Annotated in this window: 26 protein-coding genes; 10 read left to right on the forward strand and 16 right to left on the reverse strand. The window is 69.9% G+C overall.

Features of this window, described 5'->3' with window-relative positions:
* Positions 1-30: 30 nt before the first annotated feature.
* The 6 genes from MYSTI_RS06230 to rsfS form a co-directional block, all read right to left on the reverse strand.
* Positions 31-1,308: an SBBP repeat-containing protein gene (locus MYSTI_RS06230; protein WP_015346864.1), complete on the reverse strand. Its 1,278-nt coding sequence runs from the start codon at positions 1,306-1,308 to the stop codon at positions 31-33.
* Between the two features lie 240 nt (positions 1,309-1,548).
* Positions 1,549-2,250 (reverse strand): ComF family protein, encoded by a 702-nt coding sequence (locus tag MYSTI_RS44105; RefSeq protein ID WP_015346865.1) that lies wholly within the window; start codon positions 2,248-2,250, stop codon positions 1,549-1,551.
* Between the two features lie 10 nt (positions 2,251-2,260).
* Positions 2,261-3,802 (reverse strand): 2,3-bisphosphoglycerate-independent phosphoglycerate mutase, encoded by a 1,542-nt coding sequence (gene gpmI, locus MYSTI_RS06240; protein ID WP_015346866.1) that lies wholly within the window; start codon positions 3,800-3,802, stop codon positions 2,261-2,263.
* A gap of 89 nt (positions 3,803-3,891) precedes the next feature.
* A complete protein-coding gene (locus tag MYSTI_RS06245) occupies positions 3,892-5,040 on the reverse strand; it encodes an RNA ligase RtcB family protein (RefSeq protein WP_015346867.1) in 1,149 nt (382 codons plus the stop codon).
* 89 nt (positions 5,041-5,129) lie between these two features.
* A complete protein-coding gene (locus MYSTI_RS06250) occupies positions 5,130-5,594 on the reverse strand; it encodes a 23S rRNA (pseudouridine(1915)-N(3))-methyltransferase RlmH (RefSeq protein WP_044279053.1) in 465 nt (154 codons plus the stop codon).
* Positions 5,591-6,139, reverse strand: a complete 549-nt coding sequence (gene rsfS / locus MYSTI_RS06255; RefSeq protein ID WP_015346869.1) for a ribosome silencing factor — start codon at positions 6,137-6,139, stop codon at positions 5,591-5,593. Before rsfS ends, MYSTI_RS06250 begins: the two co-directional genes overlap by 4 nt.
* Before the next feature lie 61 nt (positions 6,140-6,200).
* On the opposite strand from rsfS, the gene MYSTI_RS06260 reads away from it, so the two are divergent.
* Positions 6,201-6,515 carry a tetratricopeptide repeat protein gene (locus MYSTI_RS06260; protein WP_233278187.1) on the forward strand — a complete coding sequence of 105 codons (315 nt, stop codon included), beginning with the start codon at positions 6,201-6,203 and terminating at the stop codon, positions 6,513-6,515.
* Positions 6,516-6,536: 21 nt separating this feature from the next.
* Here MYSTI_RS06260 and MYSTI_RS06265 read toward each other — a convergent pair whose 3' ends face one another.
* Complete coding sequence (locus tag MYSTI_RS06265) at positions 6,537-7,604, reverse strand: hypothetical protein (RefSeq protein ID WP_015346871.1); 1,068 nt, start codon at positions 7,602-7,604, stop codon at positions 6,537-6,539.
* Positions 7,605-7,703: 99 nt separating this feature from the next.
* Between MYSTI_RS06265 and MYSTI_RS06270 the strand changes: the two genes are divergently transcribed.
* Positions 7,704-8,243 carry a hypothetical protein gene (locus tag MYSTI_RS06270; RefSeq protein WP_015346872.1) on the forward strand — a complete coding sequence of 180 codons (540 nt, stop codon included), beginning with the start codon at positions 7,704-7,706 and terminating at the stop codon, positions 8,241-8,243.
* Positions 8,244-8,250: 7 nt separating this feature from the next.
* On the opposite strand, the gene MYSTI_RS06275 is transcribed toward MYSTI_RS06270, so the two are convergent.
* Positions 8,251-9,297 carry a hypothetical protein gene (locus MYSTI_RS06275; RefSeq protein WP_015346873.1) on the reverse strand — a complete coding sequence of 349 codons (1,047 nt, stop codon included), beginning with the start codon at positions 9,295-9,297 and terminating at the stop codon, positions 8,251-8,253.
* A 173-nt stretch (positions 9,298-9,470) separates the two neighbouring features.
* Positions 9,471-10,877: a sigma-54-dependent transcriptional regulator gene (locus MYSTI_RS06280; protein ID WP_044279064.1), complete on the reverse strand. Its 1,407-nt coding sequence runs from the start codon at positions 10,875-10,877 to the stop codon at positions 9,471-9,473.
* A 159-nt stretch (positions 10,878-11,036) separates the two neighbouring features.
* Here MYSTI_RS06280 and MYSTI_RS06285 point away from each other — a divergent pair, with 159 nt between their 5' ends.
* The 3 genes from MYSTI_RS06285 (at position 11,037) to MYSTI_RS06295 (ending at position 14,621) form a co-directional block, all read left to right on the forward strand.
* The gene (locus MYSTI_RS06285; protein ID WP_015346875.1) at positions 11,037-11,618 is read left to right on the forward strand and encodes an NUDIX hydrolase; all 582 of its coding nucleotides are present in this window, start codon (positions 11,037-11,039) and stop codon (positions 11,616-11,618) included.
* 181 nt (positions 11,619-11,799) lie between these two features.
* Complete coding sequence (locus MYSTI_RS06290; RefSeq protein WP_144370005.1) at positions 11,800-12,621, forward strand: iron-containing redox enzyme family protein; 822 nt, start codon at positions 11,800-11,802, stop codon at positions 12,619-12,621.
* A gap of 392 nt (positions 12,622-13,013) precedes the next feature.
* Positions 13,014-14,621, forward strand: coding sequence for a methyl-accepting chemotaxis protein (locus MYSTI_RS06295; RefSeq protein ID WP_233278188.1), 1,608 nt, complete (start codon positions 13,014-13,016; stop codon positions 14,619-14,621).
* On the opposite strand, the gene MYSTI_RS06300 is transcribed toward MYSTI_RS06295, so the two are convergent.
* Together MYSTI_RS06300 and MYSTI_RS06305 are read right to left on the reverse strand one after the other, a co-directional pair.
* On the reverse strand, positions 14,605-16,083 hold the full coding sequence (locus tag MYSTI_RS06300; RefSeq protein ID WP_015346878.1) for a sensor histidine kinase: 1,479 nt from the start codon (positions 16,081-16,083) through the stop codon (positions 14,605-14,607). The genes MYSTI_RS06295 and MYSTI_RS06300 overlap by 17 nt on opposite strands.
* Before the next feature lie 129 nt (positions 16,084-16,212).
* On the reverse strand, positions 16,213-17,505 hold the full coding sequence (locus tag MYSTI_RS06305; RefSeq protein ID WP_233278189.1) for a chitosanase: 1,293 nt from the start codon (positions 17,503-17,505) through the stop codon (positions 16,213-16,215).
* Between the two features lie 228 nt (positions 17,506-17,733).
* Between MYSTI_RS06305 and MYSTI_RS06310 the strand changes: the two genes are divergently transcribed.
* The gene (locus MYSTI_RS06310; RefSeq protein ID WP_015346880.1) at positions 17,734-18,003 is read left to right on the forward strand and encodes a GlsB/YeaQ/YmgE family stress response membrane protein; all 270 of its coding nucleotides are present in this window, start codon (positions 17,734-17,736) and stop codon (positions 18,001-18,003) included.
* Between the two features lie 7 nt (positions 18,004-18,010).
* Here the strand turns inward: MYSTI_RS06310 and MYSTI_RS06315 are convergent, their stop codons facing one another.
* Positions 18,011-18,646 (reverse strand): LysE family translocator, encoded by a 636-nt coding sequence (locus MYSTI_RS06315; RefSeq protein ID WP_015346881.1) that lies wholly within the window; start codon positions 18,644-18,646, stop codon positions 18,011-18,013.
* A 124-nt stretch (positions 18,647-18,770) separates the two neighbouring features.
* Here MYSTI_RS06315 and MYSTI_RS06320 point away from each other — a divergent pair, with 124 nt between their 5' ends.
* Complete coding sequence (locus MYSTI_RS06320) at positions 18,771-19,739, forward strand: helix-turn-helix transcriptional regulator (RefSeq protein ID WP_015346882.1); 969 nt, start codon at positions 18,771-18,773, stop codon at positions 19,737-19,739.
* A 61-nt stretch (positions 19,740-19,800) separates the two neighbouring features.
* Here MYSTI_RS06320 and MYSTI_RS06325 read toward each other — a convergent pair whose 3' ends face one another.
* Together MYSTI_RS06325 and trhA are read right to left on the reverse strand one after the other, a co-directional pair.
* Positions 19,801-20,412, reverse strand: a complete 612-nt coding sequence (locus tag MYSTI_RS06325) for a CGNR zinc finger domain-containing protein (RefSeq protein WP_015346883.1) — start codon at positions 20,410-20,412, stop codon at positions 19,801-19,803.
* 128 nt (positions 20,413-20,540) lie between these two features.
* Entirely contained in the window at positions 20,541-21,218 is a 678-nt protein-coding gene (trhA, locus tag MYSTI_RS06330) for a PAQR family membrane homeostasis protein TrhA (protein ID WP_015346884.1), read from the reverse strand.
* Between the two features lie 307 nt (positions 21,219-21,525).
* On the opposite strand from trhA, the gene MYSTI_RS06335 reads away from it, so the two are divergent.
* Positions 21,526-22,224, forward strand: a complete 699-nt coding sequence (locus MYSTI_RS06335) for an STAS domain-containing protein (RefSeq protein ID WP_015346885.1) — start codon at positions 21,526-21,528, stop codon at positions 22,222-22,224.
* Between the two features lie 27 nt (positions 22,225-22,251).
* Positions 22,252-22,848 (forward strand): hypothetical protein, encoded by a 597-nt coding sequence (locus MYSTI_RS06340; RefSeq protein ID WP_015346886.1) that lies wholly within the window; start codon positions 22,252-22,254, stop codon positions 22,846-22,848.
* Positions 22,849-22,911: 63 nt separating this feature from the next.
* On the opposite strand, the gene MYSTI_RS06345 is transcribed toward MYSTI_RS06340, so the two are convergent.
* Entirely contained in the window at positions 22,912-23,322 is a 411-nt protein-coding gene (locus MYSTI_RS06345; RefSeq protein ID WP_015346887.1) for a DoxX family protein, read from the reverse strand.
* Between the two features lie 110 nt (positions 23,323-23,432).
* Between MYSTI_RS06345 and MYSTI_RS06350 the strand changes: the two genes are divergently transcribed.
* Positions 23,433-23,855, forward strand: a complete 423-nt coding sequence (locus MYSTI_RS06350; RefSeq protein WP_015346888.1) for a winged helix-turn-helix transcriptional regulator — start codon at positions 23,433-23,435, stop codon at positions 23,853-23,855.
* 4 nt (positions 23,856-23,859) lie between these two features.
* Here the strand turns inward: MYSTI_RS06350 and radA are convergent, their stop codons facing one another.
* Entirely contained in the window at positions 23,860-25,221 is a 1,362-nt protein-coding gene (gene radA, locus MYSTI_RS06355; RefSeq protein WP_015346889.1) for a DNA repair protein RadA, read from the reverse strand.
* Positions 25,222-25,336 lie beyond the last annotated feature (115 nt).

The raw sequence follows: 25,336 nt of genomic DNA on the forward strand, positions 1-25,336 counted from the left end.
TGCCACCTGTTCCGGAAGCGGACGCCTGTCTCAGAAGCGGGCAAGGAACGCGTCGAAGCTGCCCGCGTTCGTGTTGCCGCTCAGGCCGCCATAAGTGGAGCCGGTGACGTAGGCGTTGCCCGAGGCATCCACCGCCACTCCGCGCGCGGAGTCGGGGGCCGAGGTACCCAGGGTGCGCGTGCCCAGCTTGAGGCCCGCGGCGTCGAACCGGGTGAAGAACGCATCCTGCGCGCCCGCGTAGGGGTTCCCGTCCAGCGCGTTCGTCGTGTAGCCGGCCACCTGCACGGTGCCGTCGGCGGCGACCGCGACGCCAAACGCATAGTCGGGCTGCGAGCCGCCGAGCATCCGGGTCCACAACTGGTTGGCCACGGAGCTGTACTTGGCCACGAAGACGTCCACGGTGCCGTTGTTGGCCGGGCCGCCGGGGAAGGTGCCGAACGTCTCGCCCACGACGTAGATGGAGCCATCCGCGCTCACGGCCACGCCGCGCGCGTCCTCGAGCTCGGAGGTGTCATCCTGGCGGGCCCACTGCTGGACGCCCAGGATGTTGAGCTTCATGAGGAACAGGTCCGTGCCCGACGCGGGCGTGCCGGAGCCGCCGAACGCGCCGGACGTGTTCCCCACGACGTACACCTGGTGGTCGGCCGTCACCGCGATGCCGCGCGCGATGTCGCTCTCCACCGTGCCGTACTGGTTGAGCCAGTAGGGGTTGCCGCCCGTGTCGTAGAGCGCCACGACGACGTCGTAGTTGTTGGGGTTGCCGCCGTTGGCGAAGCTGCCGCCGGTGTAGCCGGAGAGGTAGAGCGTGTCGTCCGCGCCCAGGGCGAGGCCCGTGCCGAAGTCATCCATCTGCGTGCCGTTCTGACGCAGCCACTGCCGGTTGCCCTGGGCGTCGAACTGGGTGACGAAGAAGTCGAAGCCGCCCGCGTTCGTGAAGAAGTCGAAGCCGCCCGAGGTGTGGCCCGCGACGTACACGTTGCCGTTCGCGTCGGCGACCACGGCCGTGGCGCGCTCCTCCCCCGCGGTGCCCAACTGCTGGACCCACTGCAGGGCGCCCGCGGTGGTGTACTTGGCGACGAAGACGTCCATGCCGCCCGCCTTCGGCTGCGAACCGAGCTGGCTGGAGGTGTGGCCCACCACATAGACGCTGTCACCCGAGACGGCGACCGCCTGGGCCTGCTCATCGAGGTTGGCGCCGAGCTGGCGCACCCAGGACGGGGCGGGGACCTGCGCCTCGGCGGCGAGGGGCATTCCTACCGCGCAGACGGCGCCAGCGAGGGCGAACGTGCTCAACAGGGGGTGTCTCATCTTGGACTCCAGTGCTCAGTCGGGGGCTGAGCCGTGACGCGCGAGGGACGACGCTCGTCCCGCGTCCAGGTGAAGTCTATCGCCACGGCAAGTATTCAAGACCACGGGATGGCCTTGCGTGGAAAGTGGGTAATGAAAGACACGCAGGGGTCTGTGATTGCCCTGGTCTGAGTTTTTGTTGACCCGGTTGCAGATGACGCGGCGTGGCGGGTGGTGCGCCCGCGCCGCGTCCTGCCCCGCTCAGGTCAGCGTGAAGGCGCGGGCGAGCGTCAGCACTTCCACGCGAGAGGCCCCCGCCGCGCTCAAGGCCGTGGCGGCGGCGCGAGCGGTGGCTCCCGTGGTGAAGACATCGTCGAGCAGCAGCACGTCGCGGTCGGCGACATCGGTGGTGGCACGGAAGGCCCCGTCGACGTTGTCGGCGCGGGCCTCTTCGCTCAGTCCCACCTGGCGCTGGGTCTCCCGCGTCCGGGTGAGCCACCCCACGGGCGCCTCGTGGCCCAGGTGCTTCGCCAGCGCGCCCGCGAGGAGCTGGGCCTGGTCGTACTTGCGCGCACGGTAGCGGCGGGTGTGCAGCGGCAGCGCCACCACGAGGGTGGGGGCGTGGGTGAGGAAGCTTCGCGCCTCGGCCGCGAGCAGCTCCCCGAGGGGCGCGGCCAGCTCCGGCCGGTCCTCGTACTTGAAGCGGTGGATGGCGCGGGAGACGGGCCCCTCGTGCGCGAAGGGGGCCCAGGCTCGGGAGAAGGGCGGCGGCGAGGCGCGGCAGCGCGGGCAGGTGGCCCCGGGAAAGGTGCCGGGCTCGGCGCAGGTGCGACAGCAGGCGGGGGGCAGGCGCTCCACCGCCGTGTCGCAGGACTCACAGAAGAAGGCCCCGGGGCCGGGCAGCACCCGCGCGCAGGCGATGCACGCGGGGGGATAGAGCACGTCCAGCAGGGCCTTCAGCACGACGACTCGCTCAAGGCAGGACACCCATCCGGTTCATCTCCTTCGACTGGGGCAGGCCCATCACCTTGCACAGGGTGGGGGCGATGTCCGCGAGGATGCCAGGGCGCAGCTTCTGTCCCCGGAAGGCCGGGTGGATGAGGTGGAAGGGCACCGGGTTGAGCGTGTGCGCCGTGTGCGGCTCGCCCGTGACGGGGTCCACCATCTGCTCGCAGTTGCCGTGGTCCGCGGAGATGGCCAGCACCCAGCCATTGCGCTCACACGCCTTGCCGAGCACGCCCAGGCACTCGTCCACCACGCGCACCGCCTGCATGGCCGCGTCCAGCCGGCCGCTGTGGCCCACCATGTCCGGGTTGGCGAAGTTCGCGAGCGCGAAGTCATACGTGCCCGAGTCCAGCCGCTTCACCAGCTCCGCCGTCACCTCGCGCGCGGACATCTCCGGCTTCAAGTCGTAGGTCTTCACGTCGCGCGGGCTGGGCACGAGGAAGCGGTCCTCACCGGGGTAGACGACCTCGCGTCCGCCGTTGAAGAAGAACGTCACGTGCGCGTACTTCTCCGTCTCCGCCGTGCGGAACTGGCGCAGCCCCTGGCGCGACAGCAGCTCCGGGAAGATGTCCTGCGGCTGGTCCGGACCAAAGGCCACGGGCAGGTCGAACGTCTCGTCGTACTGGGTCATGCAGACGTAGCGCCCCAGCCGCAGCCCGCCTCGGTCGAACTCCTTGAAGCTCGGGTACGCCAGCGCCTGGGTCAGCTCCCGCGCGCGGTCCGCCCGGAAGTTGAAGAACAGCACCGTGTCGCCGTCCTGGATGCGGCCCACCGGGGTGCCGTCTCCGTTGGCGATGAGGGTGGGCTTCACGAACTCGTCGGTGACCTTCTCCGCGTACGACGCGCGGATGGCGCTCAGCGCGTCCGGCGCCTTGGGGCCCTGGCCGTGCACCAGCGCCTCATAGGCGAGCTGCACCCGGTCCCACCGCTTGTCGCGGTCCATGGCGTAGTAGCGCCCGCTCACCGTGGCGATGCGGCCCGCCTGCGTCTCGTGGAGGAAGCGCTCCAACTGCTCCACGTAGCCCAGCGCGCTCTGCGGCGGCGTGTCGCGTCCATCCAGGAACGCATGCACGTAGACGTGGGCAACACCTCGCTCGCGCGCGGCCCGCAGCAGGGCGAACAGGTGGTCCATCGACGAGTGCACACCGCCGGGCGACACCAATCCCAGCAGGTGCAGCGCCTTGCCGTCCGCCTTCACGCCGTCCATCGCCGCGCGCAGCACCGGGTTCTGCGCCAGCTCCCCGGACTCCACCGCGCGGTTGATGCGCACCAGGTCCTGGTAGACGATTCGGCCCGCGCCGATGTTGGTGTGGCCCACCTCCGAGTTGCCCATCTGCCCCTCGGGCAGGCCCACGGCCAGGCCGGAGGTCGCCAGCTCGGTGAAGGGATAGGGGCTCGTCAGCTTGTCGAGGTGCGGCGTTCCGGCCAGGAGGATGGCATTCGCCTCGCGCTCGTGGCGGATGCCCCAGCCGTCCAGGATGCAGAGCAGGACCTTGTGTGCGGGAGTCATGCCCGAACCCTAACCACGCGGGCGCCGGACACAGAGGGCAAAAAGCAGGGGGCCGCCCCGTTTCCAGGCCCCGGGGAGGGTGGGCCGCGCTACTCCGCGTGGGAGCGCGTCTTGTACGTCAGCACCGGCGCCAGGGTGGCCACCACTCTCACCAGCCCCGCTTCCACCAGGTCCGTCACCACGCGGTCTATGGGCTTGTACGCAGGCGGTGCTTCCTCGAAGAGCAGGTCCTTGTTCTCGCAGACGACGTGGCTCTTGAAGGAGGTGCGTGTGAGGGACTCCGCGGTGAAGCGCTCCTTGATGCGCTCCCGGGCGGCCGTCCGCGTCCACTTGCGTCCCGCGCCGTGCGCGAGGCTGAACGCGCTGCCCGTCCCATCTCCCAGCGGTGCCACCAGATAGCTCAGCGCGCCACGGCTGCCCGGAATCACCACGGGCCCTTCATCCGCCGGCGCCGCGCCCTTGCGATGCAGCCACCGCGTCCCCCGCGCGTCTCGCCGCGCGGTGACGCTGTTGTGGCAGACGTCCAACACCCGACGGCCCGGAGCGCCGATGCCATCCAACATGCGCCGCGCCACCAGCGCCCGGTTGGCCCGGGCCCACGCCACCGCGTGGTCATGCCGTGTCAGGTAGGCGGAGGCCTCGGCCGAGTCCGCCGCCAGCCCTCCCGCCGCGTGACGGTCCACATGGGCCCGGAGAATCGCCTCGCCCAGTCCTCGCGAGCCCGAGTGCACCAGGAGCAGCAGCCGGTCCGCGGCCAGGCCCAGGGAGGCGAAGGCCTCCGCGTCGTGCACGGCCTCCACCCGTTGAAGCTCGGCGAAGTGATTACCGCCGCCCACCGTGCCGAGTGACGCCTCGAAGCCGGTGGACTTCACGCCTTCCTCCGCCAGGAAGCCTTCCACGTCTCCGTTCCAGGCTCCCTCCACATCCAGCTTCGATGCCCACCGTTCGGCCTTGGCCTTGCGTGCGAGCATCCCCACGTCCCACAACCCCATGCCACAGCCGATGTCGCTGCCCACCAGGTAGGGATAGAGGATGCCTTCCGAGGTGAAGGCGGCGCCGACGGGAGCGCCCTTGCCGGGGTGCAGGTCGGGGAGCCCCACCGCCAGGCGCATGCCGGGAAGTCGAGCCACGGCCTCGAGCTGCCGCACCGCCTCTCCCTCGATCCACGACTGGGGCGAGGCGATGATGCGCACAGGCGCGGAAGGGGTGGGGGTGGGGGTCGTGTCGGCGGTGCTCATGAGGCCCGTTGACGCCCCCTCTCTTCCGGCCCTGACGCCCCCGCAAAGCAGGCCCGGTGGCGTCCATTGCTGAACGCCTGCCTGGCCGCCTACTTGTGGTACGGCTCGCCCTTGAGAATCGTGAACGCGCGGTAGAGCTGCTCCACCAGCACGACGCGGGCCAGCCGGTGGGGCAGCGTCATCTTCGACAGCGACAGCGTGAGGTTCGCCGCGTCGCGCACGCTCGCGTCCAGGCCCTCGTCGCCGCCAATGACGAACAGCAGGTCCTTGGCGCCCGTCTGGGCCTTGCCCACGTAGCGGCTCAGCTCCACCGAGTCGAGCAGCGAGCCTCGCTCATCCAGCGCCACCACCCAGTCCTGCGGCTTGCGCCGCGAGAGGATGGCCTCCGCCTCGGAGGCCTTGGCGTCGCCGGGCTTGAGCTTCTTGCCGCTCGCCTCGGTCAGCTCCACCAGCTCGAAGCGGGTGTAGTGCCCCAGACGGCGGGCATACTCCTGGACCGCCGGCTCGTAGAGGCCGGAGCGGTCCTTGCCGATGGAGAGGAGGCGGACCTTCAGGACACCTTCTCCCGGGACGCGTCCGCCCAGAGACCTTCCAGGTCATAGTGCGCGCGCAGGTCCGCGAGGAACAGGTGCGCGACCACCTCGCCGTAGTCGAGCAGCACCCACTGGCCCGTCTCCACACCTTCGGTGCCCAGGGCGCGCGCCTTCTCGTCGCCCTGCTTGAGCTGCACCTGGACGTGCTCGGCCATGGCGCTCACCTGGCGGTCGCTCTCGCCGGAGGCGATGACGATGTAGTCCGCGTAGGAGGTCATGCCCCGCACGTCGAGGATGACGACGTCCAGCGCCTTCTTGTCGAGCAGCAGCTGTCCCACGCGCCGCGCCAGCGCCTGGGCCTGCGGGTTCTCCGCGGGGCCCGCCTTCTGCTGGGGCGCGGCTGGCAGCCGGGCCGTCTTCTTCTTCGCCGGGGCGCGGCCCGCCGTCTTCTTGCGCGCGGGGGCCTTGCCCTTGGGCGCCGCCTTGCCCGCCGTCTTCTTCCGGGCCGCCGGAGCCCGGGTGCCGCTCTTCTTTCGTGGGGTCGTCGTCTTCTTCTTCGTTGCCATGTGCGGCGCACCCTACCGCACCCTTGGCAACACGGCATGGGTCCTCTATGGGGTCATGTCCATGAGCGACGCCCGGCTGGAACAGTTCAAGAAGATGGTGGCCGACTTCCCGGACTCCCCCATGAGCCACTTCTCCTTGGGGAAGCTGTACCTGGACCGCAAGCAGTACGCCGAGGCGGCCACCAGCCTGGAGTCGGCCGTTCGCCTGGACCCGTCCTACGCCGCGGCCATGGTGGCCCTGGGCGACGCGCTCTCCGGCGCCGGCCAGTCGGAGCGGGCCCGGGAGGTGCTCACCCGCGCCCGCGAGCACGCCGTGTCCCAGGGACACCCGGGGCTCGCCGAGGAGATTGACGAGCGCATCAACGACCTGGGCTGACAGCCCGCACGTCCGCCCGGCTCAGTCCCGCCAGGTGATGCCCACGCCGAACATCTGGCGCGAGTACGTGAGGTCGTTGCGAGGCAGCCGGGTGCTCCACACGCCCCAGGACAGCTCCAGGTCCACGCGCTCGGACACCGGGCGCGCCAGCTTCAGGGAGAGGGAGTTCTGCCCCTCGTCCTCCTCGACCAGGATGATTTCCGGTGAGAGGTAGATGCCGTCCGGGTAGCGGGTGATGCCCAGCGAGCCCTGGGCCATCAGGGTCAGCTTCCAGGGCAGGCGCACCCCCGCGCTGCCCGTCACCCGGTGCCGCAGCACCGTCTCCCCGAAGCTGTTGGAGGAGACCTCCTGGTACGAGTACCCCAGGCCCAGCGTCACCGGTCCCCGGTAGCTGTAGCTGAGGCCCGCGGTGAGCGCGCCGTCCTCGCGTCGGCCTGGCGCGCTGCCCTCGACCCCGGGCCGGGTGCGCGCCTGGATGCCATAGCGCCGGGCGCTCCACTCACCGAACAGCGTCAGGCTGTGCCGCCGGTTGAAGCGGTAGCGCCCCGTGGCCCCCACCTCGGCCCCGCCGAAGTTGGCCGTGGCGTCCGGCCGATACACGAAGCGTCGGGCGCCGCCTCGCACCCGCAGCGCCATGCGCACGTCCGGCGCGTATTCGATGAAGAGGCTGGTGCCCAGGTCCGAGTACGCCCGGGTTCCTCCCCGCCGGTCCTTCGCGTGCCCCTCTGCTCCCACGCCGAACTCGGTCCCCAGCGCGAGGGAGGCCTCCAGCGCGCCGGTTTGAATCAGCGTGTCCTCGCTCGGGAAGCCCGGGTACATGCGGCCGCCCAGCTCGTAGCGGCCCACCAGCTGCGTGCGCTCGAAGGTCACCCGGCCCTCGGCCGCGCCCAGGATGCTCAGCGCCGGGTCGACGCCCGGGGCAGGCGTGCCCCCGTCGGAGAAGTCGCGAGGGGCGTTGGTGTCCACCAGCAGCCGCGCGCTGCCCTTGAGCGTGCCTTCCCACTCGGCCGCGGACGCCGAGCAGGCGGCGAGCAGCACCAGGAGGATGCAGGGGGTGGGGTGGGAGCGGGACACGGCGCGGGGCACCATAGCTGGCCTCCTGCCTCCATGCCCCACTCACGGGAGGACGGGCCCGACTGCCCGGCTGGCACGAGTGACGTCCCGCCTGCTGCCCGGTACATTGCTGGAATGCGCCCTGTCTCACTCCTCGCCGCGGCGGTCGGCCTGGGGCTTGCCGCCTGCGCCCAGTCGTCGTTCATCACCGAGCTCAGGGGCGAGACCACCGTGCCCGCGAGCCTGCCGGGCGGCAGCACCGAGCTCAACGCCTTCCCCCCCATCAGCAGCCTGGCGGGAATGGACTTCGATCAGAACCAGGATTTCAAGAACCAGGGTCTGACGAAGAACGAAGTGACATCCGTTCATGTCGAATCCCTGTCACTCCAGATTCTCAGCCCCAACGACGTGGACTTCACCTTCCTGGACACCGTGGAGTTCTACGTCCGGGCGGGCGACCGCGAGACGCGCATCGCCTCGAAGGGCAACCTCAACCGCTCCAACCTGCGGCCGCCGAACCCCACCCTGTGGTTGGACGTGGCGGACCTGGAGCTGCAGCCGTACGTGGCCGCGCCGTCCCTGAGCATCATCATCCGGGGGAAGGGACGCACTCCGGAGCGGGAGGTGCGGCTGCGCGCGGTGGTGCGGTTGGAGGTCGAGTCCGGGCTGCTCTAGCAGACGCTCAGGGCGCCGCGAGCTCCCGGGCGCGGTGCTCCATGTCGCTCGCGCGCCGGTCCAACTCGCGGGCCAGGGCCTCGAGCCGGGCCGCCTCGTCCTCCATCTGGGACAGGTTCGCCGGGCCACCGGCCGCGAGCACCTGCGCGCGCACGGCCTCCACCTGGGGGCGTCGGTCCGAGGCGCGGGTGATGGACCCCTCGGGTGTTGGAAGGGAGGGGCCGCCTGTGCCTGGGTCCCAGCCGTTGGGGTTGCCACCGGGCGGCCTGCCCGCCGTCCCTTCCGAGAGGAACGGGCTGCCATCCCGGTTCGCGGGGTCCACCTGGATGGTCGTCCGGTCCGAGCTCAGGCGCACCCGCAGGCGGCGGTCCTGCTCGTCGAACATGGACTCCTCGCCGAGGAAGTCGCTCATCCGGCGGTCCAGGTCCTTCTCCTCGCGCACCTCGGTGATGTGAGCGCGCAGGAGCTTGAGCCGCTCGCGCACCTTGTCCTCGCTGTCGCGCAGCGCGTCCGCCTGCGCCAGCAGGTCCTCCGGGTCATCACCGCCGGGCGTCGCCTTGTCCAGCATGGGCACCTGCGAGGCCGGCAGCGCCGAGCGCACCGCGTCCCGCTCCACGCGGGTGGTGCGCATCGCCTCCAGGAGCTTCGCGCGCTCGGCCCGGTCCGCCGTGCCATCCCACGCGCCCCTCAGCCGCGCCAGCTCTTCCGACAGCGCCTGGTGCAGCGCCACGTGCGCGCGCTCCGACTCGCCCTCCGCCGTGGAGACCGCCTGCGCCAGCTGCGTCAGCGAGCCGCTCAGCTCCTGCGAGCGCCGCAGCGCCGTCTCCAGCTCCGTGCCCGCCGTCAGGCTGCCCTGGCGCTCGGCCTTCAGCGTCTGGATGCGGCTGGACACGGACTGGAGCTCGTCGCGAAGGCCCTGCTGCTGGGTCCTCAACGCTCGGGCTTCCGTCCTCGCCACCTGGGCTCGCGCGCGCGCCGCCTCCACACCGGACGCGCCCAGGGCGGGCACGCCCAGGAGCAGGCACAACGCCAGCGCGAGGGGGCGGGGATTCATCAACAACCTCCCAAGAGCAAAGCAGATGCCAGCTCGTCCTTCCAATCCCCATGTCCCGCCCCCGGAAAAGCGCTGGGATTCCAGGTGCCTGGGCGCCTGGGGTGGGACGGGGTGGGGAAGGGATGGCGGTGGAAAGTCACGGCGAGGGGCCCTGGGTCACGGATTTTCGAGGCTCAGCCTTCCTCGGGCGGCGTGCCCTTGGGGAGGAAGCCGTATTTCTCCAGCTTGTAGTACAGCGCCGACGTCTTGATGCCGAGCAACCGGGCCGTCTCCGTCTTCACGCCCGCGGCCTTTTCATAAGCACGGGCGATGAGCTGGCGCTCGAGGTCCTCGAGGATTTCTGGCAGCGGCCGGTCACCATGCGGCACGGGCAGGCCCGCGTCCATGCGCGGCGCGCCGCCGGTGAGGTGCACGGGGAGGTCCGCGGGCGTGAGCTGCTCGCCCTCGGCGAAGACCAGCGCCTGCTCCACGATGTTCTCCAGCTCGCGCACGTTGCCGGGCCAGGCATGGCGGGCCAGCGCGCGCAGGGTGTCCTCTTCCAGGCCCTGGATGCGCCGGTTCACCCGAGGCGCATGCTTGGCGACGAAGTGCCGGGCGAGGGCGGGGATGTCCTCGGGGCGCTCGCGCAAGGGCGGCAGGGTGAGCGGGACGATGTGCAGCCGGTAGTAGAGGTCCTCGCGGAAGCGACCCGCCTTGACCTCCGCCTGCAGGTCGCGGTGCGTGGCGCTCACCACGCGCACGTCCACCTTGAGCGTCTCCTCGCCGCCCACGCGCTGGATCTCCTTCTCCTGCAGTACGCGCAACAGCTTGGTCTGCACCGAGTGGGGAATCTCCCCGATTTCGTCCAGGAACAGGGTGCCCTGGTCGGCCAGCTCGAAGCGGCCCAGCTTGCGCTTCACCGCGCCGGTGAAGGAGCCGCGCTCGTGGCCGAACAGCTCGCTCTCCAGCAGCGTCTCCGCCAGCGCCGCGCAGTGCACGACGACGAAGGGGCCCTCCCTGCGCGGCGACTGCTGGTGCAGCATGCGCGCGATGAGCTCCTTGCCGGTGCCGCTCTCGCCGCGCACCAGCACCGTGGCGTCGCTCTGCGCGGCCTTCTTCGCCTGGGTGAGCAGCCGCAGCATGGGCTCGCTGTCGCCCACCAGGCTGCCATGGGAGAGCGCCGCGTCCGCATCGTGCGCGGCCGTGCGCGCCTCCAGCTTTTCCACGCGCCGCTTCGTGCTGGCCAGCTCCAGCCCCTTGTCCACCTTGGCGCGCAGCACGTCGGGCGTGAAGGGCTTGGTGATGAAGTCGTAGGCGCCCTCCTGCATCGCCTTCACCGCGGTCTCGATGGTGCCGAACGCCGTCACCACCATGACGACGGCGGCGGCATCCAGCGCCTTGAGGGCCTGCGTCACCGCGATGCCGTCCATCCCGTCCATCTTCAGGTCCGTGACGACCAGGTCGAAGGGCGCCTTGCGATAGGCGGCGAGCCCGTCCGCGCCGCCGCGGACCGCGGACACGGTGTGGCCGGAGCGCGTGAGGGTGACGGTCATCCCCTCGCGGAGGGTGTCGTGGTCGTCGATGACGAGAATGCGCGCCATGCTGTTGCTCGGCTCCTCATGCTCCTCGGGACTCCGGCCGTCCCGGTGGTGCGCTCGCATGAGAGCACACCTGGGGCGGCACCCTACACCGGTCCCGGACGAACGCCCGCTTCCAGAAGGCGCTGGCGCACGAGGGCCCCCGAAGGTACGTGAGCCCGCATGGACTCCCAGAACACCGCCACGCCCTTGAGCGCGCTGCTTGCTCGCCACACCCCCGAGGATGCCAAGGAGCGCCAGGACCTGGAGCTGATGCGTCACCACGCGCGGACGTTGCCGTCGCCCTTCTCCCGCGCGCAGCCCGGCGCGCACTTCACCGGCAGCGCGGTGGTGGTGGACCCGGACGGCGCGCGCGTGCTGATGGTGCTGCACGGCAAGCTCCACCGCTGGCTCCAGCCCGGAGGCCACTCGGACGGGGTGGACGCGGGTGACATGGAGGCCACCGCGCTGCGCGAGGCGCGCGAGGAGACGGGGTGCCGCATCCGGCTCCACCCCACCGCGCCCCGCCCGCTGGACGTGGACGTGCACACCATCCCCGCCCGGCGCGACGAGCCGGAGCACCTGCACCTGGATGTCCGCTATCTCGTGTACGCGGAGGACCCGGAGTCGCTCGCGCATGACCCTTCCGAGTCCTCCGGCGCGCAATGGCTCACATGGGAGGAGGCGCTCTCACGCGCCGATGAGGCACCCTTGCGCCGGATGCTCGACAAGGCGCGGCGGTGGGTGATGTCTCGCACACCGTGAGGACACGTGGCCCCCGGTGGCCCGTCTTCCCACCGGGGATGTGCCACGGGGAACAGGGTTCGAGCGGTGCAGGCTGAATTGTGAATCAAGGGCGTCGTGAGAGCGTTGCACGCGAACAGTCGCGTGGCGGGATGAAGGCGCTGTCACCAGCTTGGGGCTGCTTCAGCGCGTGAGGGGAACCATGTCGGTCCCGCTCCCGCTGGAGACAAGGAGCATCGTGGACCCCATGTCGTCTCCCGGCCCGGAAGTGACTGTCCCCACGTTCACCGCCATCGCCCATCGCTACGCCCCCCCACCGCTCACACCCACGCCGCACCCCCGCTGGGTGGAGTCCTTCCTGGATGCGACACGCAGGGATTGGGACGCGGCCTGTTGGCCCCCGTTGTTTCGCGACACCGCGGACGGATTGCATCCGCCCCTCTCCTCCTGGAGGCGCGTGCTGTCGCAGTTCTTCCTCATCGTCGAGTCCTTTCCCAAATACATGGGACTGTCCCTGGCGAAGACGACGTATGGGCAATCACCCGGAGATGCGAGCATCCGGCGTTGGTTGTTGCAGAACCTGGGCGTCGAGGCGAAACACGCCGAGTGGTACATCGACTGGGTGCGTGCGATTGGCGTGTCACCCGAGTCGCTCTTCCGCTTGCGCCCGCTGCCCGCGGTCCAGGCGCTCCACACACACCTGCTCGACACGTGCACGCGCGGCTCCCTGGCGGAGGGCGTGGCCGCGACGAACTGGGCCATCGAGAGCATCACCGGCGTCTGGACCCGCGAGGTGATGGAACCGTTCCGGGACTACGCGGCGGAGGGGGTTCGCGTCGACGCCGCCTCCATGATGTGGCTCAAGGCCCACGCGCGCTACGACGACCTGCACCCGGTGGAGGCGCTCGAAATCATCAAGCTCTCCACGGACCCGCGGGGCGACGAGCCGGTGCGGGTGTTGGCCGCCACGCGCAAGTCCCTGCGCCTCTACACCGCCGCCCTCCGCGCGTGCTGCTCCGACTAGCGAGAGCCGCACATCTTTGGCGCGATAAGCGGATTTTTCCTGATGTGTAAGCCTTTCGTGTAGCGCGCATATCTTGTGCGCGCACTGTCTGGAACCGTGCGGCCGAGTCCTGAGCCACGCACCGTGGGGTGCGCGGAAAAAAGGGCGGGCCCATCCAGATGAGTGGATTCACCGCGTCCATGGGGGAGTGGCGCGGGAAGGCGGCCCGTATGTGTTTCAGTGAGCAAGTGATTCGCGAGTATCGATGGCGCGCGCTGAAGGTGTTCCTGGCCTGGGTGGTGCCCGCAGCACCTGTCGCGGCCTACCTCAACGGGATGACCATGGGGGTCGCGGGTTGGGAGGGCGTCACGACTGTCGCATGGGTCTTACCGCCCATCCTCCTGGGGTTGGGCGTGGTGTATCCCATCCTGCTCATGCGGTGGCTCATCGGCAGCGCGCTGCGTGCACAGCCGGGAGAACCTCCTGGGTCCAGGCTGGACAGCATCCTGCGGCTGCCCTGGCGCATCGCGGTGGGGACCTCCTGGGTCGCATGGACGTTGGGCGGCATCTGGTTCAGCCTCCACGTGTGCCTGACGTGGGGCAAGCCCTTGTCCCTGGTGCTGGTGGGCACGCTCATCGGCGCGTGCTGCGGCGTGCTGCTGGGGTTCCCCATCAGCGTGTCGATGGAGCGACTGCTGTTGCCGTTAGCGCTGGAGGCGCAGCGTCGCGCGCCGACGCAGGTGGCTTCCGGGGGCGGGGTGACGTGGCCTCGGCAGGCGTGGTTCCTGCCATTCACTTTCGGCGGCTCCATTGTCGCGGCGCTGATGCTGAGCGGCTGTGTGGTGATGGTGAAGCTGGAGTCCATCCGCGACACGCTGCGTGTGGAGTTGATGGCGGAAGGCGCCGAGCGCTCCGCGCGGATGTTGATGGAGATGGGCGGAGCGCTGGCGGGGGAGCTGGCCTTCAGCCTGGTGTGGGTGGGAGGGCTGTTGTTGTTGCCGGGCATCACCATGTGGATGCTGGCGCGGCGGCAGGCGCGGGCGGCGCAGGCGGTGGGCAAGGCCATCGAGTCCGTGGCCGCGGGCCGCGTCATCGCCCCCGCGTGGGTGTCCACCGACGAGATGGGGGACCTGGCGGCGGGGATGAACGGGGTGCTGGCCCGGCTCAAGCAACTGCCTCGCATGCTCCAGTCCTCCGCCGTGAAGCTGGGGGAGGCGGGCAGCCACCTGCGCGCGGCCCATGACGAACAGGAGGAGGGCTTCACGCGACAGGCCGCCGCGCTGCATGAGGCGCAGGTGACGTCCGAGGAGATTCGCCGCACGTCGCGCATGGCGGCGGACCGGGCGGAGGCGGTGCTCCAGGTGGCTCGGCGCGCGGAGGAGCTGGGGCTTCAAGGGGAGACGGCCGTGGAGGGGAGCATGGCCGGCATGGAGGACATTCGCGCCGCGGTGGATGGCATCCAGCAGCGGCTGGCGAAGCTGGCGGAGAGCGCCACGCAAATCGCGGACATCACCGAGACGGTGAAGGACCTGGCCGCGCAGTCCCATGTGCTGGCGGTCAACGCGGCCATCGAGGCGGCGCGCTCGGGGGAGCACGGCAAGGGCTTCGCGGTGGTGGCCCGGGAGGTGCGTGCGCTGGCGGACCAGTCCATCCAGTCCACGCAGCGCATCCGAGGCATCCTCCAGGACATCGGCGCGGGCATCCGGGACGCGGCGCGCATGGGGGCGGAGAGTGTCCACACCATCGGTACGGGGCTGGACCAGATGCGCTCGTCGGGGAGCTCCCTGCGCGAGCTGTCGCGGATGTCCCAGGAGAACTCCGCCGCGGCCCGGCAGATTGCCGCCGCCGTGACGCAGCAGAACGTGGGCATCACCCAGATCTCCACCGCCATCGCGGACCTGTCCCACATCATGGACCTCACGATGAAGCGGCTGGAGTCCACCCGCGAGGCCACCCGCACGCTGGCCCACGTCTCCGGCGAGGTGGGGCAGATGGCGCGAGAGTTCAACGTGGCCGGCTGAGCGCGGTCGACCTCAGGGGCAGCGTCAGGGTGAAGGTGGTGTCACCAGGGCTCGACGCCAGGTGCAGCTCGCCCCCGTGCGCCCGCGCAATCTTGCGCGCGAGGGGCAGGCCCAGGCCGGTGCCCTTCTCGCGGGTGGTGAAGAAGGGCTCGAAGATGCGCTCCTGCTCGGACTTCGGCACGCCTCCGCCCGCGTCATGCACGCGGATGGCGTAGCCGCCGTCCTGCTCGGCGCCGAGGATTCGCACCCGGCCTCCGTCGGGCGAGGCCTGCACCGCGTTCTTCACCAGGTTCAGCACCGCCGCGGTGAGCAGGCTGCCGTCGGCCTCCAGCACCGCGGGCGCGGCCTCCACCTCCAGCGTGATGTCGCGCGCGCGGGCGTCCGCGGAGGACAGCTCGCACACGATGGACAGGAGGGCGGGGGCCTCCACGGGCGCACGGGTCACCGGCTGCTCGCGCGCGAAGGCGAGGAAGTCCTCGACGATGCGCTGGAGGAAGGCGGACTCGCGCTGGATGCGGGCGACGTGCTCCTGGGCCTCCGAGTACGCGCCCGCCCGCAGGTCCTCCTGCAAGAGGCCGGAGAAGAGCGAGATGCCGCCCAGGGGATTGCGCACCTCGTGGGCGACCCCCGCGAGCATCATCTTCAGCTGGCGGTCGCGGCTCTCCAGCGCGCCGCGCATCACCTCCAGCTCGCGCGCCAGCACGCCGATCTCCAACGTGGGCTCCGAGGGAACGGGCGTCGTCAGGTCTCCCCGGCCGATGCGCAGCGCGGAGTCCATGAGGCGCCGCAGCGGGCGTGAGAGGCCTCGCGCGGTGAGCAGGGCGATGATGGCGAGCGCGACCAGCGCCCCCGCGCCCATGACGGTGAAGGTGCGCGACAGCCGCTGGAGCGGTCCGAAGAAGGCGGCGCTGCCCTCCACGCCCACCGCGCCCACCACCTTGCCTCCGTGGGAGATGGGCGCGTAGCCCGTCTTGTACAGGCGCCCATCGGAGCCGGTGAAGAGGACCTGGCTCGCGGCATGCTGGCCGGCGAAGACGCGCGCCAGCTCCAGCCTGTCCCGGGCGAGCTCGGGGACTTCCGCGCCCACGGGCAGCCCTCCGCCGACGTCCACGCGCACGCGGCCGTGGACATCCACCGCGAAGACCCGGCGCACGCCGCTGGCGTCTCGCACGCCCTCCAGCGTGCGCACCAGGCTGCGCCATGTGCGGGTGCCGTCCACGTCGTCGCCCGGGTCGATGGTGAGCATGCGCTCGCCGTGGACCTGGCTGGCGGTGGCGGCGGCGATGTTGGAGAGGCTTGCGCCCAGCTCCTCCTCCAGGAGCGAGCGCGCCAGGTGGTAGACGGCGCTGCCCGTCACCGCCAGGAAGAGCAGGGTGGGCACGAGGAACGCCATCAACAGCCGCGTCGACAGCCGGCTGGGGAAGTCCCTCCAGTGAGAAGCCCTGTGTGGCGCCGCGCTCATGCCTGGCGCGGACTCTAGCGGAAGGGCCTCCTCGCGCGGCCCTCCTTCGGTGCCTGGGAGGCGGATGGGACGGCGCTCGCCACCTCACCGGGCCCGGAGCCGGGCAGGCTCCGAGCCCGCTTCACCCCGCTACTGGCAGGAGAAGGTGGTGGAGGTGGGCGTGCTCCAGGTGCCGTCCGCGTTGATCTGCCGCACGGTGTAGCCGCTGAAGGGATAGGACGTGCTCCAGCAGTCGCGCGCGCGCACGTCGTTGCGCAGGGGCGCGGACAGGTCCCAGTTGCCCTTGCGGCGCTGCTTCTCGTACGCGGCCACGCGGTCGATGGCCTTCAGCCACGTGGAGTCGGAGGCCAGCACGTCGCGGCGCTTCTCCAGGAACTTCTGGAGCCACGCCGACTCGGTGATGCCGTTGTAGCCCACGGCTGGGGCCACCTGGCCGCTGTTGCCCAGCGCGGTGTTGGTGGCGCGGATGAGGCTCTTCATGCCGGACTCACCGTGGTTGATGTTCGCGTCGTACAGCGCCATCTTCGACAGGGCCTGCTTCGCGCCCCACTTGTTGGCCTCGTTCATGGCGGGCGTGTAGTAGAGCTTGTCGCTCACCTGGTCCTGGCACGCCTTGAAGTCCGCGCGAGTCGTGGTGTTGTTGTAGCTGGTGCCCCAGTCCGCCACCCAGTTGCCCACCGAGTCGAGCTCCGACGTGGAGGCCTGGTTCTGCCCCGTCGACTGGTAGCGGTTGTTGATGGTGGTGAGCCCCGCCATGTACTTGGCCATCACGTTGCCGTTGGCCGCGCTGCGCCGGGCGTTGTAGCACTGGATGACCTGGATGGCGTCGCCCGTGCCCGTGCAGAAGCCCGCGCGCCCGTTGGTGTAGCCGCGCCCGTCGTCGATGTTCTCCGCGTACGCATACGCGAGGACGGGCGTGTCGTTCTCCCAGATGCTGGTGAGCGCCTCCGCCACCTTCTTCTGGTTCGCCGTCATCCCCGTGCCCGGGTCCGGGTTGGGGCCCGGCCCCGTCCCACCGCAGTTCGGGTCGGTGATGGTGACGTTCGTCGCGGTGAAGCTCTGGTTGGTGTTGGTGGAGTAATAGAACGTGTAGGACGCATTCGACGCGACGGTCAGGTCCGAGGTCCGGGAATAGATACACGTGCTGCCGCTCTGCGTGTGTGTCCAGCCCGCCTCGTCGTGGTCACACGTCACGCCGCTGGGGATGCCGAAGGAAATCGTCGGGCGCGTCATCGAACTGGCACCCGTGTTCTTGAAGACGAGGGTGCCCCACCAATCCGCACCCACGTAGGTATTCGTTGTAATCACATACGAACAAGCCGCCAGCTCGCTCCGCGTCCGCTCCAGCGATGCGTCGTCGCCCCCCTCGGACCCACAGCCGACGAGGGCCGCTCCGAACCACACCAGTCCGAGGCACTTCATCCACATCGAATCATTCCGACCGCGTTCCATGCTGCGCTCCCTTGGCTTCAGCCAACTCCCACGCACTGGAGTGGCTGTGCGTGGTTAGAGCAGAAATCGCGGAAAGTCATTTAAAACCTGTGTGAGGAATTCTTGTCTGTCTTCCGAACGACCAGGCTTCCGGCTGACCGAGGCGCACCGTGCATATCCTCTTCCCAGACACTCAATCAGCGAGAGAGGAGGAGAGAGATGACATTGGAAACAATTCTCGTGTGGGCGGTCATCGGGCTCATCGCCGGGTGGTTGGCGTCGGCGGTGGTGGGCGGTGGGTATGGCCTGGTGGGCGATATCGTGGTGGGCGTGGTGGGTGCGTTCCTGGGGGGGTTCATCTTCCGGGCCCTGGGTGCGGGTCAGCCCTTCGGTGGGATTGTGGGGACCATCTTCGTGGCCTTCATCGGAGCGGTGGTGTTGCTGCTCGTCTTGAGAGCCATCCGGTCGAGCTCCGCCCGACGGATATGAGGGCGGCTCAGGTGCCGCGCCAGCCTTCGATGACGGTGACGATGGCTGCGAGCACCATGAGGCCGCCCACGGCTCGAGCGACTCGAGTGCTGGCGGAGGGACGCGACTCCAGCCAGCCTCGAGCGCGGTCCGCGGCGAGGACCACGGCGCCGTACACCGCGACCTGGGTGACGGCGATGATGGCGAACAGCACCAGGGCCTGCACCCAGACGGGGCCGTACTCGGGGCGCAGGAACTGCGGGAAGACGGCCAGCATGAAGACGTAGGCCTTGGGGTTGAGCAGGTTGGTGAGGGCCCCCTGGCGGAAGGTGGCCAGCGCCGAGCGAGGCGCCGCGTGGGGGTTGGCTTGGAACGCGAAGGGGGCTCGCACCAGGGACAGTCCCATCCACGCGACATAGAGCGCGCCCACCCACAAGAGGGCGTTGAACGCGGAGGGCATCACGGTGAGGAGCACGGCGGCGCCCGTGGCTCCCACCGCGACGTGGCACACGGCGCCCGCGATGATGCCTCCCACCGCGGACATGCCGGCGCGGCGTCCTCCCACCAGGGAGCTGGCCAGCACGAAGGCCATGTCCATCCCGGGGAGGATGACGATTCCAAACACCAACACGAAGAACAGCCACAGGTGAGCGGTCTGTGTCATGACTGTGCGCAAGCCTTTCCGTCCCCGTCCGTGAGTGCGCCCGGGTTGGGGCGAGGACGAGTGGTCGGCACCGTACGAGGGATATAGGGCGGAATCGGTCCTCTTTGGGATAGGGTCGCGGTCCATGTCCCGCCCCACCACGCGTGTGCTCACGGTGCTCGAGCTCTTGCAGACGCATGGGCGGATGAGCGGCTCGGAGCTGGCGCGGCGGCTGGCGGTGGACCGGCGCACGGTGCGCCGCTACGTCGTGAAGCTGGAGGAGCTGGGCATCCCCATCACCGCCGAGCGCGGACGGGATGGCGCGTACATGCTGGTGGCGGGCTTCAAGCTGCCGCCGATGATGTTCACCGATGATGAGGTGCTGGCGCTGTCGGTGGGCTTGCTGGCGGCGCGCGGGCTGGGGCTGGCGGAGGCGGCTCCGGCCGTCGCCAGCGCGCAGGCGAAGCTGGAGCGGGTGATGCCCGCGACGCTCAAGCGCCGGGTGCGGGCGGTGGATGCGTCGGTGACGCTCGACATCTCCGGCTCGCGGGCGACGCTGGACAACGCGTCGCTCGTCGCGCTGAGCGCGGCCACGCAGGCCCGGGAGCGCGTTCGCTTGGGTTACCGCGCGGCGCGGGAGGAGGAGTCGCAGCGGGACTTCGACCCGTATGGGCTCGTCTGGCGCGGCGGGCGCTGGTACGTGGTCGGGCACTGCCACCTGCGCCAGGACCTGCGCACGTTCCGGTTGGACCGCGTGCGCTCCGTGCTGCCTCTTCAAGTCCACTTCGAGCGGCCGGAGGACTTCGATGCGCTGGCGCACGTGACGCTCGCGGTCGCGACGCTGCCTCGGGCCCATGCGGTGGAGGTGCTGCTCGACACGGACCTGGAGACGGCGCGGCGGCAGGTGTTCGCCACGCTGGGCGTGCTGGAGGCGGTGCCCGGCGGAGGCGTGCGGCTCCTGGGCCAGACGGATGACCTGGACTGGTTTGCTCGCGAGCTGGCGCGGCTGCCGTTCGCGTTCCACATCCAGAGTCCGGAGGAGATGCGCGCCGTGCTCAAGACGCGAGCCCAGCGGCTGCTCGCGCTGGCGGTGGGTGGCGGCGCGAAGTCCTGACGAGGGCGCGGAGAAGAACTCCGCGCCCTCGGGTCCAACCGCCGCGCGCTCGTGCGCGCGACTAGCGGGCGTCGGAGCGCTGGCGGCGCCGGAACTCGGCCACCTTGGCCTTGTTCCCGCAGCCCGCCATGGAACACCAGCGGCGCAACCCCGAGCGCGAGGTGTCCACGAAGAGCAGGCCGCAGTCCTCCTGCGCACAGTGCCGGATGTTCTCCGCGAGCGGTCCGCCCAGGAGCTCCGCGGCATCCCGCGCGAGCACCACGAACTGACCCCGCACCCCCGCGCCCGCCCAGAGCAATCCCCGCGGCCCGAGCTGCGGCGCGGGAGGCGCCTCCGCGGCCCAGCGGTTCAGGATGGCCCGGTCCCTGGCGGAGAAGCTCTCACCCCTCGCCCGCGACATCGCCAGCCGGTAGATGGCCTCGCGCAGCTCGCGCGCCTGGCCCAGCTCCTCGTCCGAGGGCTCCTGCACCTGCGCCGCCACGCGCGCGAGCACCAGCCAGCGCCCCAGGTCCGCGGGCGTCCGGAGCTGCTCCTTGGGCGCCTCCGTCCGACGCCCCGACAGCGTCGACGCCAGGTCCAGGGACAGGCGCCCCGAGCGGAACTTGAACCCCTCCCGTATCTCTCCGGACGGAAGAGGGGCTTGTAACGGTGGGGGGCGTTGCCTTGCGACCATGGAGCGACCTCGGGTGTGCGAGCGATGGAGTACGAGCTGGGCCACAAGCTACCTAGAACCCACGTGGACGCACGCGGGAAGTTGTTAACTCGGTTGTGGAATGGGAATGTTTCACCGCCAGTCTGTGGTCACCGGACGGTCCACAGGAAATCGACCAGCACGGCGTAGTGCGTCGCGGCCGCGGCGATGACCATGACGTGAAAGACTTCGTGATAGCCAAAGACGCGGGGGATGGGGTCTGGCCACTTTCGCGCATAGACGATGGCCCCCAGCGCATAGACGACGCCGCCCACCAGGAGCCACGTCGCCCGGTCCGAGCCCATCACGGCAGGCAGGCGCAGCATCACCGGCGCCGCCAGCGCGCCCAGGAGCACGTAGAGCCCGGAGCGCACGCCTCGGGTTCCACTGATGCCCGCCAGGGACAGCCCCGCGCCCGTGAGCGCGCAACCCCACATCACCCAGAGCAGCCCCTTCGTCCACGCCCCCGGTGCATCCAGCGTGGCCAGCGGCGTGAAGGTCCCCGCGATGAGCAGATAGATGGCCGCATGGTCCATCCGCCGCAGCCGCTGGTTCGCTTCCGGACTCCACGTCAGCAGGTGGTACGTCCCGCTGATTCCAAACATCAGCACCAGGGAGAGGCCGAAGATGCCGTCCGCCAGTCGCTGGAGACCCTGGACCGGCGCGAGCACCAACACGAAGAACCCCACCAGCGAGACCAGGAAGGCCAGCGCGTGGGACAGGCCCCGGAGCCGGGGCTTCACGTCCGCCTCGAGCGGGCGGGCAATCAGTGGGTCGATGGACGCCATGTCCCAGTCGTAGTCACGGCACGTCACCGCCGCGTCAGCGCCCGAGGCATTCCGTCCGTCCCCGGACGCGCCGCACGCACCAAGCGTCGGGTGCTCCGCACTCCCAGCCACAGCCCGGTTTGATATGGGATGAATCTTCCCGCGTGGATGTCTGGGTTGATGAGGGATTGACTGGCACCGGGCGCCGCGTGCTCACCGGAGAGCCCGACTTCGCCTGATGTCGACGTGAAATTCCATGTTTCATCCGGGTCTGCTGCCACCCAGGATTGTGTGTGAGGATTTGGGCATCATATCTTCCCGCCACCCCATGACTCAGTCGCAACCTCAGGCCCCGGTCATCGAAGTCAACCTCGAGCGTCTGGAGCGCATCCGTGACGTGCTGGCGATGATTTCGCTCGGCGAGTTCAACCCCGACGAGCACCTCATCCCGGTGGTGAACCACGACGCGTTCTCCTCGTTCGAGGAAACCATCAACCTCTTCGCCCGCCAGCTCCACGCCTCCGTGCAGGAGAACGAGCAGTCGATGCAGAAGCTCGACGCCGCGCGTCGTGAGCTGGAGGAGAAGCTCTCCACCATCGAGAAGCAGCGGCTGGCCATTCGGGACCTCTCCACGCCCATCATCGAGCTGTGGGAGGACGTGCTCACGCTGCCCATCGTCGGCGTGGTGGACACGCAGCGCTCGCTGGAGATGACGGAGCGGCTGCTCCACCGCATCTCCCAGGGGAAGGCCCGCTGCGTCATCATCGACATCACGGGCGTGGAGGTGGTGGACACGTCCACGGCCAATCACTTCGTGAAGATGGTGAACGCCGCTCGCCTGCTCGGCACCTACTGCGTCGTGACGGGCATCAGCCCCTTCATCGCGCAGACGCTGACCCAGATTGGCGTGGACCTGCGCGACGTGAAGACGCTCGGCAGCCTGCGGGATGGGCTCAAGGAGTGCTTCCTGTACCTGCGCAACCACACCGCCCACCGCGCCTTCGAGTCGAGCGGCCGCCAGGGCTGAAACCCTCTCAGGAACCTCTGAACCCCCATGTCACAGTTCTCGTACGAGCCCGGCATCACCGTGACGGGCGTGAGCGTCGCCTCCATCGTGGAGGCCATCCAGTCCTTCTCCGTCCTGGTGAACACCCTGCTGGACGTGATGAAGGTGCCGGCGCGAGGCGCCACCGGTGAGCGCGCCATCGACCCGAACGTCTGGTACCCGATGGAGGACTACCTCCTGGCCTACAAGAAGATCGACACCCTCTTGGGTGGGCGCGGGCTGGAGAAGGTCGGGACGATGATTCCGAAGAACGCCGTGTTCCCGGCCAACATCACCGACATCCACAAGGCGCTCGCGTCGCTCGACGTGGCCTTCCACATGAACCACCGCAAGAGCGGCAAGGACATGTTCAACCCCGCCACGGGGGAGATGCTGGAGGGCATCGGCCACTACACGTACACCGCGGCCCCGGGGAAGAACGAGGGCACGGTGGTGTGCAACAACCCGTACCCCTGCCGCTTCGACCAGGGGCTGGTGAAGGGCATGGCCCAGCGCTTCATGCCGAGCGCGGTGGTGACGCACGACGCGTCCCACGGTTGCCGCCAGAAGGGCGGGGACAGCTGTACCTTCGTCGTCACCTGGTAGTGCCGCGGGTGACGTGACGCGCGTGCCCCCGTCGGAGTCCGTGGCGGGGGCGCGCGGTGTGTCTCAGGGGGCTCGACGCAGGGGCAGCAGCGCTCGCAGGCGCGCGTCCCGCAGGAACAGGCCTCCCCAGGCGAAGACGCCGACGAGGACGGGCGTGATGAACGGGTCCGCGATGCGCACGTGCGTCGCCGTGGCGCCGCCCAGGTAGCCGGTGACGAGGATGGCGCCGAGCACCGCCGTCTGGGGCACCGCGTAGAGCACCAGGCACAGGATTTCGACCAGGCCGATGTTGAACATCAGGGCAGGCGTGTAGCCGAAGCGCCCGGCGTTCTCGAGAATGGCGGGCGCCTGCGTCAGCTTCATCACCGCGCTGAACGCGAGGACCGCGACGACGAGCGTGGAGAGGACTCGGCCTCCCCAGAGACTCCAGGGCTTGGGCGTGGACACGGCGGTCGCGGGAGCGGCGGTGCTCATGGGGGACACCTTCCGAAGAAATGTGGGGTGGAAAAGGCCAGGCGGTTACAAGTCGTAACCGGTTTGCGACGTGTAACGGTCCCCCGATTTCTTCACAAGGAGGCACATCCATGTCACCAGGCGCCCTGAAGCTGTCGGCGCGTCCGCCTCCTCATGGCGGATCCGAGTCCTGTCTGGCGGTCCGCGACATCCTCACCCGCGTGGGTGACAAGTGGAGTGTCCAGGTGGTGGGGCACCTGGGGCCCGGGCCCCTGCGCTTCGGCGAGCTGCGGCGGGCCATCGAGGGCATCTCCCAGCGCATGCTGACGCTCACCTTGCGAGGGCTGGAGCGCGACGGGCTGGTCACCCGCACCGTCCACCCGACGGTACCGCCGCAGGTGGACTACGCGCTGACGCCGCTGGGGGAGACGCTGCTGGGGCCCGTCTCCGAGCTGTCCCGCTGGGCAGTGAGCCACCGCGAGCAGATTCAAGCGGCGCGAGGGCTCTACGACGCGCGGCCGGAGCCCGCTTCTCCCGTGGCGGTGCGCAGGTAGGCCGTCAGTCGAACATCGCCCGCAGCGCGTCGCCCAGCGTCTCCACGCCCACCACGCGCAGCTTCGTCGCCTCCATGCGCCGGGCGCTGCCCGCGGGCATCACCACGCGCTGGAAGCCCATCTTGGCGGCCTCGGCGAGGCGGGGTTCCACCTGGCCCACGGCGCGCACCTCGCCCGCGAGGCCCACTTCACCGAGCACCAGCGTGTGCGGGTCCAGCGGACGGTTCTGGAGGCTGCTCACCAGCGCCGCGCACACGGCCAGGTCACACGCGGGCTCGTTGAGCTGCATGCCGCCCGCGACGTTGACGAACAAGTCACAGCCCACGAGCGGAATCTCCTCCTTCTTCTCCAGCACCGCGGCGAGCAGCGCCACGCGGTTGCCGTCCACGCCGATGGCCGTGCGCCGCGCGGTGCCGTAGCCGGTGGGGGCCACCAGCGCCTGGACCTCCACGAGCAGCGGACGCGTGCCGTTGAGCGTGCTGGTGACGACGCTGCCGGACTTGCCCACGGGGCGCTCGGACAGGAAGAGCGCGGAGGGGTCCGCGACTTCGACCAGGCCCGCGCCCTTCATCTCGAAGACGCCAATCTCGTTGGTGGAGCCGAAGCGGTTCTTGTGCGCGCGCAGGATGCGGAAGGGGTGGCCGCGCTCGCCCTCGAAGTAGAGGACGGTGTCCACCATGTGCTCGAGCACGCGCGGGCCGGCGATGGAGCCTTCCTTCGTCACGTGGCCCACGATGAAGGTGGGGACGCCCGTGCGCTTGGCGTAGGCCATGAGCCGGCCGGCGACCTCGCGCACCTGGGTGATGCTGCCCGGCGCGTTGCCCAATTCCGGCAGGTACATGGTCTGGATGGAGTCCACCACGAGCGCTTGCGGCTTGAGCGACTCGGCGGCGCCCAGCACCCGCTCCGCGTCCGTCTCCGCGAAGAGGTGGATGTTCTCTCCGTCCACGCGAAGGCGCTCCGCGCGCATCTTCGTCTGGCGCAGGCTCTCTTCACCGGAGACGTAGAGCACCGCGCCGTGACGGGCGAGCTTGTCGAGCGCGGCGAGCAGCAGCGTGGACTTGCCGATGCCCGGGTCGCCGCCCAGGAGGACGACGGAGCCGCTCACCACGCCTCCGCCCAGGACGCGGTCGAACTCGGCGATGCCCGTGCGGCGGCGCACCTCCGACTCCCCGCTGACCTCCTTGAGGAGCATGGGCTTCGCCGCGCCACCCGACGCCCCCCACGCGGGGCGCTTCTCGTCGTCCTTGGCCCCCGCCTCCTCCAGCAACGAGCTCCACGCGCCGCAATCCGGGCACTTCCCCAGCCACTTCGCCGTCTGATACCCGCACGCCTGGCAGGTGTAGTGCGTCTTCGCCTTCGCCATGGGTTGGGTGTGTATCCCGGAACCCTGACGCTCCGGTGGGTTGTCGGCGGCACCCGGACGGGCGAGGGGACGGGCCCCGCACCGCCAGGCCGGGTGGGGAAAGTCCAGGGGATTC

Source organism: Myxococcus stipitatus DSM 14675, from assembly GCF_000331735.1.
GTDB lineage: Bacteria > Myxococcota > Myxococcia > Myxococcales > Myxococcaceae > Myxococcus > Myxococcus stipitatus.

Bases quoted from the DNA above. Each gene is read 5' to 3' on its own strand.
- MYSTI_RS06230 (WP_015346864.1), bottom strand. From the start codon at position 1,308: ATGAGACACCCCCTGTTGAGCACGTTCGCCCTCGCTGGCGCCGTCTGC.
- gpmI (WP_015346866.1), bottom strand. From the start codon at position 3,802: ATGACTCCCGCACACAAGGTCCTGCTCTGCATCCTGGACGGCTGGGGC.
- MYSTI_RS06245 (WP_015346867.1), bottom strand. From the start codon at position 5,040: ATGAGCACCGCCGACACGACCCCCACCCCCACCCCTTCCGCGCCTGTG.
- rsfS (WP_015346869.1), bottom strand. From the start codon at position 6,139: ATGGCAACGAAGAAGAAGACGACGACCCCACGAAAGAAGAGCGGCACC.
- MYSTI_RS06260 (WP_233278187.1), top strand. From the start codon at position 6,201: ATGAGCGACGCCCGGCTGGAACAGTTCAAGAAGATGGTGGCCGACTTC.
- MYSTI_RS06265 (WP_015346871.1), bottom strand. From the start codon at position 7,604: ATGGTGCCCCGCGCCGTGTCCCGCTCCCACCCCACCCCCTGCATCCTC.
- MYSTI_RS06270 (WP_015346872.1), top strand. From the start codon at position 7,704: ATGCGCCCTGTCTCACTCCTCGCCGCGGCGGTCGGCCTGGGGCTTGCC.
- MYSTI_RS06275 (WP_015346873.1), bottom strand. From the start codon at position 9,297: ATGAATCCCCGCCCCCTCGCGCTGGCGTTGTGCCTGCTCCTGGGCGTG.
- MYSTI_RS06280 (WP_044279064.1), bottom strand. From the start codon at position 10,877: ATGGCGCGCATTCTCGTCATCGACGACCACGACACCCTCCGCGAGGGG.
- MYSTI_RS06285 (WP_015346875.1), top strand. From the start codon at position 11,037: ATGGACTCCCAGAACACCGCCACGCCCTTGAGCGCGCTGCTTGCTCGC.
- MYSTI_RS06290 (WP_144370005.1), top strand. From the start codon at position 11,800: ATGTCGGTCCCGCTCCCGCTGGAGACAAGGAGCATCGTGGACCCCATG.
- MYSTI_RS06300 (WP_015346878.1), bottom strand. From the start codon at position 16,083: ATGAGCGCGGCGCCACACAGGGCTTCTCACTGGAGGGACTTCCCCAGC.
- MYSTI_RS06305 (WP_233278189.1), bottom strand. From the start codon at position 17,505: ATGAAGTGCCTCGGACTGGTGTGGTTCGGAGCGGCCCTCGTCGGCTGT.
- MYSTI_RS06310 (WP_015346880.1), top strand. From the start codon at position 17,734: ATGACATTGGAAACAATTCTCGTGTGGGCGGTCATCGGGCTCATCGCC.
- MYSTI_RS06315 (WP_015346881.1), bottom strand. From the start codon at position 18,646: ATGACACAGACCGCTCACCTGTGGCTGTTCTTCGTGTTGGTGTTTGGA.
- MYSTI_RS06320 (WP_015346882.1), top strand. From the start codon at position 18,771: ATGTCCCGCCCCACCACGCGTGTGCTCACGGTGCTCGAGCTCTTGCAG.
- MYSTI_RS06325 (WP_015346883.1), bottom strand. From the start codon at position 20,412: ATGGTCGCAAGGCAACGCCCCCCACCGTTACAAGCCCCTCTTCCGTCC.
- trhA (WP_015346884.1), bottom strand. From the start codon at position 21,218: ATGGCGTCCATCGACCCACTGATTGCCCGCCCGCTCGAGGCGGACGTG.
- MYSTI_RS06335 (WP_015346885.1), top strand. From the start codon at position 21,526: ATGACTCAGTCGCAACCTCAGGCCCCGGTCATCGAAGTCAACCTCGAG.
- MYSTI_RS06340 (WP_015346886.1), top strand. From the start codon at position 22,252: ATGTCACAGTTCTCGTACGAGCCCGGCATCACCGTGACGGGCGTGAGC.
- MYSTI_RS06345 (WP_015346887.1), bottom strand. From the start codon at position 23,322: ATGAGCACCGCCGCTCCCGCGACCGCCGTGTCCACGCCCAAGCCCTGG.
- MYSTI_RS06350 (WP_015346888.1), top strand. From the start codon at position 23,433: ATGTCACCAGGCGCCCTGAAGCTGTCGGCGCGTCCGCCTCCTCATGGC.
- radA (WP_015346889.1), bottom strand. From the start codon at position 25,221: ATGGCGAAGGCGAAGACGCACTACACCTGCCAGGCGTGCGGGTATCAG.